The organism is Spirilliplanes yamanashiensis (assembly GCF_016863475.1).
Classification (GTDB): Bacteria; Actinomycetota; Actinomycetes; order Mycobacteriales; family Micromonosporaceae; genus Spirilliplanes; species Spirilliplanes yamanashiensis.
In genome coordinates this window covers 133,180-144,501 of sequence record NZ_BOOY01000039.1, presented here as the reverse complement: position 1 = coordinate 144,501, position 11,322 = coordinate 133,180, and the positions used below count along the sequence as shown (strand labels likewise).

At 70.8% G+C, this 11,322-nt stretch carries 12 protein-coding genes; 5 read left to right on the top strand and 7 right to left on the bottom strand.

Translation table 11 applies throughout. From position 1 onward, the window contains the following. Positions 1-500: 500 nt before the first annotated feature. Positions 501-1,325 (bottom strand): alpha/beta fold hydrolase, encoded by an 825-nt coding sequence (locus Sya03_RS28330; RefSeq protein ID WP_203941485.1) that lies wholly within the window; start codon positions 1,323-1,325, stop codon positions 501-503. 516 nt (positions 1,326-1,841) lie between these two features. On the opposite strand from Sya03_RS28330, the gene Sya03_RS28325 reads away from it, so the two are divergent. Continuing rightward, complete coding sequence (locus Sya03_RS28325; protein WP_203941484.1) at positions 1,842-2,087, top strand: hypothetical protein; 246 nt, start codon at positions 1,842-1,844, stop codon at positions 2,085-2,087. A gap of 458 nt (positions 2,088-2,545) precedes the next feature. Here Sya03_RS28325 and Sya03_RS28320 read toward each other — a convergent pair whose 3' ends face one another. After that, positions 2,546-3,058, bottom strand: coding sequence for a tyrosine-type recombinase/integrase (locus Sya03_RS28320; RefSeq protein WP_203941483.1), 513 nt, complete (start codon positions 3,056-3,058; stop codon positions 2,546-2,548). A 448-nt stretch (positions 3,059-3,506) separates the two neighbouring features. On the opposite strand from Sya03_RS28320, the gene Sya03_RS28315 reads away from it, so the two are divergent. From Sya03_RS28315 to Sya03_RS28305, 3 genes are all read left to right on the top strand, one after another. Then, positions 3,507-4,256: an NADPH-dependent F420 reductase gene (locus tag Sya03_RS28315; protein WP_203941482.1), complete on the top strand. Its 750-nt coding sequence runs from the start codon at positions 3,507-3,509 to the stop codon at positions 4,254-4,256. A gap of 116 nt (positions 4,257-4,372) precedes the next feature. Further along, positions 4,373-4,948 carry a TetR/AcrR family transcriptional regulator gene (locus Sya03_RS28310; protein ID WP_203941481.1) on the top strand — a complete coding sequence of 192 codons (576 nt, stop codon included), beginning with the start codon at positions 4,373-4,375 and terminating at the stop codon, positions 4,946-4,948. Between the two features lie 151 nt (positions 4,949-5,099). Further along, positions 5,100-6,104 carry an NADPH:quinone oxidoreductase family protein gene (locus Sya03_RS28305; protein WP_203941480.1) on the top strand — a complete coding sequence of 335 codons (1,005 nt, stop codon included), beginning with the start codon at positions 5,100-5,102 and terminating at the stop codon, positions 6,102-6,104. 458 nt (positions 6,105-6,562) lie between these two features. Here Sya03_RS28305 and Sya03_RS28300 read toward each other — a convergent pair whose 3' ends face one another. From Sya03_RS28300 to Sya03_RS28285, 4 genes are all read right to left on the bottom strand, one after another. After that, entirely contained in the window at positions 6,563-7,348 is a 786-nt protein-coding gene (locus tag Sya03_RS28300; RefSeq protein ID WP_203941479.1) for a hypothetical protein, read from the bottom strand. Between the two features lie 505 nt (positions 7,349-7,853). Further along, the gene (locus tag Sya03_RS28295; RefSeq protein WP_203941478.1) at positions 7,854-8,831 is read right to left on the bottom strand and encodes an ABC-2 membrane transporter-related protein; all 978 of its coding nucleotides are present in this window, start codon (positions 8,829-8,831) and stop codon (positions 7,854-7,856) included. Beyond that, positions 8,828-9,727, bottom strand: coding sequence for an ABC transporter ATP-binding protein (locus Sya03_RS28290; RefSeq protein ID WP_203941477.1), 900 nt, complete (start codon positions 9,725-9,727; stop codon positions 8,828-8,830). The genes Sya03_RS28295 and Sya03_RS28290 overlap by 4 nt, the downstream gene beginning before the upstream one ends. Continuing rightward, positions 9,724-10,119, bottom strand: a complete 396-nt coding sequence (locus Sya03_RS28285; RefSeq protein ID WP_203941476.1) for a GntR family transcriptional regulator — start codon at positions 10,117-10,119, stop codon at positions 9,724-9,726. Before Sya03_RS28285 ends, Sya03_RS28290 begins: the two co-directional genes overlap by 4 nt. Before the next feature lie 138 nt (positions 10,120-10,257). On the opposite strand from Sya03_RS28285, the gene Sya03_RS28280 reads away from it, so the two are divergent. After that, positions 10,258-10,494: a pyridoxamine 5'-phosphate oxidase family protein gene (locus Sya03_RS28280; RefSeq protein WP_203941475.1), complete on the top strand. Its 237-nt coding sequence runs from the start codon at positions 10,258-10,260 to the stop codon at positions 10,492-10,494. Between the two features lie 26 nt (positions 10,495-10,520). On the opposite strand, the gene Sya03_RS28275 is transcribed toward Sya03_RS28280, so the two are convergent. Continuing rightward, positions 10,521-11,291: a maleylpyruvate isomerase family mycothiol-dependent enzyme gene (locus Sya03_RS28275; RefSeq protein ID WP_203941474.1), complete on the bottom strand. Its 771-nt coding sequence runs from the start codon at positions 11,289-11,291 to the stop codon at positions 10,521-10,523. Positions 11,292-11,322: the final 31 nt, after the last annotated feature.

Below are 11,322 nucleotides of genomic sequence, written 5' to 3'. Positions count from 1 at the left end.
CCATCGTCGCCGGCGTCAAGGGCCGCACCCGGGTCTGACAGGCTGGACGGCACCGTACCGGTCGCATCACCTGGAGCCCGCAGGGTTCGCCGGCCTACGACAACCGTCAGGGCGGCCCGCTGACTGCAGCCGGTGGGCTGCATGACCGCCGGGCCGGCCCACCCAAAGCTGACGAAGGTAGCAGTCGGCGGCACCCGCGCGATGGCGTGGCCGTTGCGTACGTCGCCATCGGGGTGGAGGGTTAAGCCCTCCACCCCGGCGGTGTAGATGGCCGGCGACCGCAGCGGGGGTCCGGGCTCGCCGGGCGCCCGCGCCCCCGTATCACCGGCTGTTCTGCACGCCGGGTTCAACGTCGAGCAGGCACCGCCCACTGCTTGATTCGTCTACTTCGAACCGGACGCGTGCGATCAGGAGTCGGCGCCGTGCTGGCGATCTCACCGTGAATTGATGGGATCCGGCGGCGATCCGGCGCCGCGATGCGGCGACGCGTGATGCGACGGTCACGGCACGGGTGGCGACGGTGTCTCCGAGCCGGGTGCGCTGCCGGCGACATGGTGGACCCATTCCGCCACGTGCAGGGCCACGGCGACGCTATCGGTCGTCGGTAGCATGTGCCCCGCTCCGGGTAGCGTCACCAGCTGCCCGTCCGGCAGCCTGCCCAACAACTTCTGCACATCCTCCTTGCCAGCCTGCTTGTCCCGGTCACCGTGCAGGATCAGGGCGGGGACCCGTAGAAGCGGCGCGCGTGTGGATCCGTCGTCGCTCACACTGGCCAAGGCGGTACGGGCCAGCACATTGGGGTCGGTGCGCAGGAACTCACCGGTGGCTCGGTTCACGGCCCGCGAAGGATCCTGTGCGGTGAACACCCACCAGCGTGCCGGCACCTTTGTCAGCCACGTCACCCCGCGGAGGCGGACCGCCACTTGCGCCCCCACCTGCAACAGCAGCAACCACGACCGGCGTATGGCCTGCTGTACCGGGCGCGGGAAAGCGGTACCGGGCAGCCCTGGCACGGTGACGGCCGATCCCGCTGAGCCGACGAAGACGGCCCCTCTGATGCGCAGCAGCGAGCGCTCTGCGCGCGCCAGGATGACCGCCCCGCCCAAGCTGTGACCAACCAGGACAGCGCCCTCGTCGCCGACCACCGCCGACAGCACGGCGTCCAGATCGGCGGCGTGAGCCGACAATTCATAGTCCTGATCGGCTGACGGCTCACTACGGCCATGACCACGCAGGTCATAAGTAACCACCCGATGGTCGCCGACGAGCCGATCGCTGACGGCATCCCACGAACCTGATGACAGACCGAGGCCGTGGATCAGCACGATCCACGGCGCATCTCGGGGCCCGCGCACGGTGACGAACAGCCTCGTCCCGTCCTGCGACGCTAGGAACACCCCCCTGATCCCCTCTCTTGCCTTCCGAACAAGCGGTGACGGCAACCGCACAATGTGCCGGGCAGTCGGCGCACGACGGCGCGTTAAACCCAGACATGTCGTCGACCAGCCCTGACCTCGCCTGGGACGACGAGCGCTGACACCGTTCACTACCCACAACGCCGCCGCACAACGGATCACCGCTGTCCGGGTTTCCTGTCGGACACCGTCCGGGTTCCATGGGTGAGGACTTTCCACACGTCTTCAAGGGCGGCCCTGCGGGCCGCCGCGCGGGCCACTCCGCCGGCCGTCCGCGCCTTGCCGCTTCGCTCACGGCGCGGCCGGCGGTGGCCACCGCGAGACCGGCGGACACGCCGAAGCCCCGGCGTCCTCACCATCGAGGAAGCCGGGGCTCAGCGCGCAGGGACACAGACCGCTACGTCAGGGAACTGCCATGCTGTTCGGGTGACGGACCAACCGGGCGCTGCACTTACCGACGGGGACCTGCGCGACCTCACCCGCCTGCTCGCGCGCTACGTCGAACACGACCTCGACCAGTTTGAGGACTGGCAGCTCCAGACGACGCACGGGCCGGTGTACGTCACCATCAGGCGCGAGCTCCCATCGGGATGGCCCGCCGCTGCCTTCACGCAGGTGTGGCCGCCGCAGGATTCCACGGCGCCTCGCGCCGAAGACGCCTCCGGCGGGTAGGGCCTCCGGCCCTACGACCCGGAACCGGCCTCCGGCGGCCGGGGCTACTCGCCCCGGACCCTCGGCGACTCCGGGATGCCGCCACCGCCGCCGACCCATCGCGCACCGGAGGCAACCAGACCGCGCCCGCCTGGTCCAGGTCGTACGTCCGGCGGGGCGCTCCACCTGGACCAGGCGGGCGCGGCCCGGCCGAGCGAAGCTTGCGCGACGGGATGCCCACCGGCTCATGATCCACTGGAACACATTGGGAACAACACGTACGCGAAAGCACCAGCAAACGACGAGAGTCAGTAGAGCCCGTCGACCCAGCTCACATGCCATCTCGGCATACGACCCGCAGGTCAGGAAATCGCGGGGGTCAGTTCTACGACTGCTGACGCACAACAGGCTCCTGACCTGCACTTCCAGGTTCGCCAGCGATCCTGGGTACAGATCGGGTACAACCTGCGAAACGGCGGTCACGCCGGGCTTCCCGCCCGCGTGGCCGCCGTTTCGCGTCGGCCGAGTGCCCCGTCGACGACCAGCCGGGTCCGGTCGATGACGTCCCGCCACTCGTGCACGTAGGTGTCGAGCGTGACGGTGGGCGTGCTGTGCCCGAGGGCGAGCTGCACGGTCTTGACCGACGCGCCCGCGTGGATCAGCACCGTCGCGTAGTAGTGCCTCAGCCCGTGGATCCCCCACCGCGGCGGCAGACCGACACCCGCCCGAGCCGTCGTCCAGATCCGCGAGAACATCGCCGCGTTCATCGGCTCGTCGTTCACGCTCCGGAACAGCAAACGGGCACCGCGCCGCTGGGGCCGGCGGCGGTCCGTGTCGTCGTCGACCTCGACCGGCTCGCACCGCTCCCCCATGTGTGCGGTGAGCGCCGCCGCCACGACGTCCGGCAGCTCGACCGTCCGGACGCTGGCCTTCGTCTTGACCTGACCGAGGAACGGCTGGCGACCTTGGAGCACCTTGAGCTGCCGCCGCACGGGTACACCATCGGGCTCAGCCGCGCCGGCATGAGCTTCGCCCAAGCCGTGGACTTGGTCGGCCGGCAGACCGACCGGGCACCGCGGTCGATCGACGGCAGGCGGATGCCGCTGTCGCACGGGTTGGCCGGGATCAGGCAGTCCTGCACGGCCATCGTGAACATCGAACTCAGGTACGTGCAGGCGACCAGCAGCGTCGCCGGGCCGAGGACGCCGGAGTGGTCCTTCGCCCAACCCCGGACACGGCTGGGCCGGACGTCCTTGATCTGGGCGCGCTGACGCGCCGTGGCGAGGGCGTACGTGAGGCTGACAACGTTGCTAAACGGGGGCTGCCCCTGTTTAATAACCGGGGTAAGCCCCCACCTAAGGGCATCGTGCTCTCTCGACCAACCGGATCATCGAGGCCCAGCAGCTCTGACGTGCACCGCCGTACCTCGAAGGGTTCTCCGTGAAGATCGCCATCCTCGGAGCCGGCAACGTCGGCGTTCCCCTGGCAAAGGCGTTCGCCGTCGACGGCCACGCCGTGAAGCTTGCGAATTCGCGCGACCCTGAGACGCTGCGCGAGCTCGCGGCCTCGCTCGGCGTCACCGCGGCGTGGACGGCGGACGCGGTCCGCGACGTCGACGTCATCATCACGACGGTCAACCTCAACAGCTACGCGGCGATCCGCTCGCTGCTCGACGGCGTGCCCGACGACGTGCCGGTCATCGACACCGGGAACTACCACCCCTACCGCGACGGTCACATCGCCGCCATCGACGACGGCCAGCTCGAGGCCCGGTGGATCTCCGAGCAGCTCGGCCGCCCCGTCACCAAGGCCTGGAACGCCGTCCTCGCCCAGACCCTCGCCGAGAAGGGCACCCCGGCGGGCATCCCGGGACGCATCGCCCTGCCCGTCGCCGGCGACGACCCCGACGCCCGGCGGCTCGCGGCGGAACTGACCGACATCACCGGCTTCGACCCGGTCGACATCGGCGGGCTGGACAACACCTGGCGCGCCCACCCCGGCACCTCCGCCTACTGCACCGAACTGCCCCGCGAAGCCCTCCTCGCAGCGATCGAACGGGCCGACCGCCAGCACGCACCGCTGCGCCGTGACCTGTGCATGCAGGCCTTCGTGTCCTTCGGCGACGCCTTGGACCGGGAGAACACCGTCCGGCTGCACCGCGCCATCACCCTGACCCCCGACCCGGCCTGAGATCACCACCACCCTGCTGGACACGATTCCTGCTTGCCGGCCCTGCCCCGCAGGGACCGGACACCAGGTCACCGAACAGCCGGCGACGGATCCTCACCCCACGGGAAGGACACGACATGGCTCCACCCCCAGCGCGGGTCCGGCGAATCCGCTCCGACTCCGAGCGCAACCGTTCGCTGATACTGGCCGAGGCCGAGCGGCACTTCGCGCAGTCGGGCGTCGGGGCCTCGCTGGATGCGATCGCGCGCGACGCCGGGGTCGGGTCCGCGACGCTGTACCGCCACTTCCCGACCCGCGACGACCTGATCGCGGGACTGGTCGAGCAACGCTCCACCCAGATGGCAGCAGAGATCGAGCGGATCCAGCGACTGGCCGACACCGGCGAGGCGCTGCGCTCCTGGCTCGTGGTGGTCGAGGAGTTCTTCAGCGCCTTCGAGGGCTTTCCAGGACCGGTCCGTACGGCAATGACCGGGGTGCAGAACCGGCTCGCCGTGACCTGCGCCGGGTTCGTAGACCAGACTGCACAGTTCCTGCAGGCGGCCCAGCGGGACGGCAAGGCCCGCGACGGTCTGCGCCCTCTCGACCTGTTCCTGATGGCCCTCGCATTGAGCTGGGTCCGCGGCTCCTCGCTGGCCGACGAGCCGTCACCGGACAATCTGCGAGCCATCGTCCAGGACGGCTTCCGCACCTGAGCTCTCCCCGCGGGCTGTAGCTCTCGGAGGTAGCTCCAGGCACCGCATCCCCGCGATCTGCCGGTGAATCATGCCGGCGCAGCAGCCCAGGCCCGTGAACCACGCTCAGCACCACCCACGCAACCATCCGCTCCAAGGAAGCTGTTCTGATATGAAGCGCTGGCAAGCAACCGAGTTCGGCATGCCGCAGGCCGTCTTGAAACTGGCCGAGGTAGCCCTGCCCGAACCGGGTCCGCGAGAGGCACGCGTGCGGGTTCTGGCCGCCAGTGTGGCCCTTCCCGACCTCCTGATGGTCCAGGGTCGCTACCCCTTCGTCCCCGCACCCCCGGTATCTCCCGGCCAGGAGATCGTGGGCATCGTCGACAAAGCCGGCTCCGGCTACCCCTTCCCGGTAGGCACCCGGATCATGGGCAACAGCCGCGCCGACATCGCGGTGGGCGGCCTCGCCGAGTACACCCTCAGCCCGGCCACCGGGGCGGTGCCGGTCCTGCCGGAACTCACCGACAGCCAGGCGGCCGGATTCCCCGGCTCCTTCCACGTCGCCCACATCGGCCTGGCCCACCGGGCCGCGCTCCAACCCGGCGAGACACTGCTGGTCCTCGGCGGCTCAGGACGCACCGGCTCCGCCGCGATCCAACTCGGCAAAGCCCTCGGCGCCACCGTCATCGCGACCGCCCGCAACCATGACAAAGCCCGCTTCTGCCAGGCCCAGGGCGCTGACCACGTCATCAACCTCCGCGAACAGCCCCTCACCGACACGGTCCGTGACCTCACCGGCGGCCACGGCGTCGACGTCGTCTATGACACCGTCGGCGGCGAAACCTACGACCAGGCCACGCACGCCATCGCACGAGCAGGGCGCGTCCTGCTGGTCGGCTTCGCCAGCGGGACCTGGGGCCAACCCGACCCCCAGCACATCATGTTCAACGACTACTCCGTCAGCGGAGCCCTGTCCGCCTTCCGCCACGACACCGAACGCGACGAAACCCTCAACGCCCTCGCCGACCTCCTACGACAAGGCGCCATCAGCCCGCCCGTCACCGACCAGTACACGTTCGACGACGTCCCCGCCGCCATCACCAGCCGCAGCGGTGACGCCGTCGGCCAAGCCGTCGTCACCGTGGCCTCGACGGCCGAGCTTGTAGCCGCACCGTAGACGGCGGCTGACTGCTGCCCCGCCGGTCCACAACGCCGTCTCGCCGCATGGCGATCGATCTGAGGCTCTGGAACTCGCCGAGACGGAATCCGCCGACGATCGGGTGGCGTCGAAAACAGCGTTCAAACGGTGTTCGGAACCACGGAGATAGTCACCACCAGCACCCGGCGGAGTGTGACGCATCATCTGGAGCCAGCTAGTAACGCATCAAGCGGAGCTCGACATCCTCAAGCCATCTTGTCGGTGACAACTTCCCATACGCCTTCAAGGGCGGCCTCCGACCTCCGCGCGAGCCACTCCGCCGGCCGGTCCGCGCCTTGCCCTTCGCTCCCGGCGCGGGCCGGCGGTGGCCACCGCGACACCGGGTGGACACGACGAAGCCCCGGGCGCCCTCGCCATCGAGGCTCCGGGGCTCACCTATCCTGGGTACAGATCGGGTACAACCTGCCGGACGGCGGTCACGCCGGGCTTCCCGCCCGCGTGGCCGCCGTTTCGCGTCGGCCGACCGCCCCGTCGACGGGCAGCCCGGTCCGCTGCCAGATCTGGTGCCAGTCCCGAGCGATACGGTGCTGCAGATTTGTCGGCAGAGCGATCGCGAGGCCAGGCGGGGCCACCCCACAGGCCGGGCACGGCTCCGACGCGGCCCGATCCCCCGCGCAGACCGGGCACCTCAAGCTCCAGGCATCGCCGGTGATGTAGGCGCCGATCAGGCGTTCCATGACGATCGGCAAGGGTTCGCTCGGATGCCGCATCGGATCGGGGCAGAACGCGAGCCGGCCTGCCCACGAGTACCAGCCCTCCGACCGCCGAGGTGAACGCCTGCCCTCCGCCTTCTCCCGCCTTCGCCGCTCGGTGAAGGTGTCACGGTGCTCGAGCCACACGGCACGAGCCTTCTCGAGCTCGACCACTGCACGCACCAGAGAGTTGGGATCCGCATCGAGATCCTGGGGGACCCGGGCAGTCAGCATGAGGTGATGCCAGGTGGCTCGGAAGCCGTATGGCCCGAAGTGGAGGACGCACTCGCGTAGCGCCGGCATCCGCTGGTGCGGGGCAAGCTGTTCGTCTCGGACCCGCCGAGCCTGCGCCGGGAAGCTCGTCACGAGGCGACAGTAGAGGCAGGGTTGTTCGAGGGCACCGCGTTTCCTGGTCACGGCATTCAGCCGGTGGGCAGCGGCCACCGCGAGACCGGCGAACATGACGATGGCGTCATGCCGACGACCGTGCGTATCGTGCGGCTTGGCCACGATTTCTGGTACGCCGTCGGCGACGCTGACGGAGACCTCGGCCTGGACGAAGCCCCTCAGCTGAACGCCGCCGGCTACCTGTACTACGTGCGGCACCGGCCAGGCTGGCCGGACATGAGGACGGGTTCTGGCCCGACTCGCAGGGCTTCACCACGCCGGAAGAGGCTGTCGCCGCCGCAGAATCCGCGGCGCCTGCGCCCGTGTTGTGGAAGTGGGTTCAGCGGCCGCAATCGGAGCCTGCCTCCAGCGGGTAGAGCCTCCGGCCCTACGGCCCGGACCTTGCCTCCGGCGGCCGGGGCTCCGCCACCGAACCCCGGCGACTCCGGGAGGCCCGGCCAGGCTTCGCGGCCCGTCACCCGACGCCCGGCAGCTCGACCTGCCCGGGCGGCCCCGCACCCAGCCGACATTCTTGATCCGCTGATCCCCGAGCGTCAGCCGGACCTCCACGTCGTGGCGGTCGGCGTCGAGCCGCCGCTCGAAGGACTACGCCCCGACATCAGCTGCACTACATGATCCGGCGCCGGACCCGCCACACCACCACACCGATCAGCACCGCCGCGACCGCGATGAACACAGCCGCCTCGATGAGCTGGAACGTCCAGAACCGGTCGGCCGGGTGGTAGACCCAGTACTCCTGGATGCCCCGCGCGTGGAGGAACTGGTTGAGGTTGGCGCCCGCCCGGTCGGCGGCGTCCTTCAGTTCGTAGTACTCGAGCGTGGTCAGCCTGCGCCCGGTGGCGTCCGCGTAGCCGTTGTCGATCATCCAGTCGGCGACGGTGGGTGCGGGCCGGCTCCCCGTCTGGTCGGTCGCGCCGCCGGCTGCGACCGGCTCGGTGGCGGTGAGGGGCGTGGCGTACGCGGGGCGGGCCAGCGAGGCCACCGCCATGCGGGCGGCGAGGAACGCGCCGAAGGCGACGCCGAACGCGGGCAGGCTGCGCCGCAGGATCGCGCCCGCGGCGGTGGCGACGCCGAACGCGAACAGGGCGTATGCCGCCGGGACGAGTCCCTCCACGTCGAAGGCGTCGTACTGGAACCGGCCCTCCCACACGTCGAAGGGCTGGCGGAACCAGGTGATCACCGCCGTGAACAGCCCGGTGAGTGCGACCGTGACGGCGGCCAGCGCCGCGAGCTTCGCCGCCAGCCAGCGCATCCGGGGCACGGCCTGTGTCCAGGCGAGCTGCCAGGTGCCGTCCTCCAGTTCGCGGGCGAGCAGCGGCGCGCCGAGGAACGCGCCGATGACGACGGGCATCAGGTAGAAGGCGGCCAGGAGATTCTCGATGTACCCGTATTCCTCGTCGAGCCGGCGGAGGGCGGCCGTGCAGGCCTCGCTCGTGCCGGCGTCTCCCGCGCACCGGACGGGACCGCCGGGGAACAGGTCGTGGGCCTGGGACCCGAGCACGAGCAGGCCGACGCCGAACAGGCCGACGAGCAACCCCAGGACGCAGACCTCGGTACGGTGCTGGCGCCAGATCAACCAGGTCATGCCGCCACCCCCGAGGTGACCGCGGCGCCCGGCTCGGACGGCCGGCGCAGGTACGCCAGCACCAGGTCCTCCAGCGCGACCGGCTGGGCCTGCCAGCCGGGTGCGGCCGGGAGCCCGCCGTCGCGTACCAGCAGGGTGGTGTGCCTGTCGCTGTGGACCGCCTCGACGACGGCGCCGGCCCGGTCGAGGTCGGTCGCCGTGCGCGGGCCGACGAGCAGCCGGTGCTCGGCGAGGAGGGTGTCGATGTCGCCGGCGAGGGTAACCCGGCCGTGGTTGAGCACGACCAGGTGGTCGCAGACGCGCTCCAGCTCGTGCACGACGTGGGACGAGAACAGGACGGTCACCCCGCCCTCGGCCACCGCACCCATGAGGACCTGGAGGAACTCGCGCCGGGCCAGCGGGTCGAGGCTGGCCACCGGCTCGTCGAGGACGAGCAGGTCCGGCCGCTTCGCCAGGGCCAGCGCCAGCGCGACCTGCGCCTGCTGGCCGCCGGAGAGCGTGCCGGCCCGGCGGTCGAGCGGGATGCCCAGCGTCGCCAGCCGGCGCTCGGCCAGCGCCTGGTCGAACCGCAGGTTCGTGGCCCGGCCGAAGCGGAGCATCTCGGCGACGGTGAACCGCTTGTACAGCGGGTGGTCCTGCGCCAGGAACCCGATCCGGGACAGCGTCTGCGGGGTGCTGGCGGTGACGTCGTGGCCGAGGACCTCGACCGTGCCGGTGCTCGGTGCCAGCAAGCCGACGACCATGCGCAGCAGCGTGGTCTTGCCCGCGCCGTTCGGCCCGACCAGGGCGATCACGCCGCCCGCCGGCAGGTCGAGGGTGCAGTCGCGCAGCGCCCAGCCCTTCCGGTACCGCTTGCCCACCCCGTCGGTGCGCAGCGCGAACTCCGTCGCCGTCACGCCACGTCCTCGTTCCTGGTCTGCTGGTGCACGGACGCGAAGAGCGCGTTGACCGCCTGCTCGTCGAGGCCGGCCGCGTAGGCGCGGCGCAGCCACGTCGCCAGGCCGCGGCCCAGCGACGTGTACGTCGCCGCCGACATCGCGGCCGACTGCTGTGCGTTGACGAACGTGCCCTGGCCGGGCCGGCCGGTCACCAGGTTCTCCAGCTCCATCTGCCGGTACGCCTTGGCGACGGTGTTCGGATTGATCGCCAGGTCCTCGACCACCTCGCGGATGAGCGGGAGACGATCACCGGGTTGGAGGAAGCCCAGCAGCACCGCCTGGCGCACCTGCTGGACGAGTTGCAGGTACGGCGGCACGCCGGAGTGGGTGTCGAGCCGGAAGACGAACACGGTTGCTCCTTGCTGCTTTACTAGTGACATAGTAAAGCAGCACGCCGGCGATCACGGAAGAGCCACCAGTCGTTAGGGGGGACATGTCAGCCGACCTGATCACAGCGTCGCCGAACGACTGGAGCGGGGGAAGCTCGCGTGGCTGTGGCGCATCAGACCCCGGTGTGGTTCATCTTCCACGAGTCGGCCCTGTGGATCTGCAGCGCCGAGAAGAACCGGAAGGTGCGCAACGTCCGCCTCGACCCGCGGGTGTCCGTGGCGCTGGAGGGCGGCGCCGCTCCCGTCGTGGCGGAAGGCCGGGTGACCCTGCACCCGTGGCGGGTCGTGATGGAGGTTCGCGTCGTGCGCTGGCTGCTCGCCGGCGTCGCCCAGTAGCTCCTCGGGCCCGCCACTCGGCGCCCCTACACCCCCGGATCCCAGGCGATGAGCTGGTCGAAGATGCCCCGGTCGCCCTCGGTGCGCAGCGACTCCGTCCGGATGCGGCCGTAGAAGAACATCACCAGCTCGTGGGCGGTGCCCCAGGCGGCGACATCGGCCGCCTCCAGTCCCGCACCGCCGGACGGGAGCCGGGTGGCCCGGGCGCCGTCGGCGGAGAGCAGGACGCGCCAGGAGCGACCCTCGGTGGCGTGGTAGTCGACGACCGCCGGCTTGTGCGGCCACGGGGTCGTCGTCGCGCAGCAGGTGGTCAGGAACTCCTCGACCCCGTCGAGTGCCACCTCGCCGGGCAGCGGCTGCGGGGCGCCCACCGTGACCTGGGCGTCGTAGGTGTGCACGGCGAGCTGCTGGAGCTGGTGCCGGGCGACGGCGCCGCTGGTTCGCGGCGACTGCGACCGGCCCCACCACGTCCAGCAGCCACGGTCCGGCCCGGCCGCCCGGAGCGAGGACAGCAGCTCCCGCACCGACGCGGCGTACCAGGCCATCAGGGCCTCGCGCTGCCGCGGCGCCGGCGGCGCGGACACGGCCGCGGGACCGTCGGCGGGCCCCGCGGCGACGGTGGCGGCCCACCTGTGGCGCCCCTCCCCCAGGTGCTGCACCAGGTCGAACAGCGTCCACTCGGGACACGTCGGCACCTGCGCGTCGAGGGTGGGCGCGGCGGCGAGCGCGGCCTGGAAGGCGGTCGAGCGTTCGTCCATCAGGCGCAGCAGGTCGGCGAACTCCACGGTCCCATCCACCGTCGCTTTCTACCACCGCCCACCGACGACC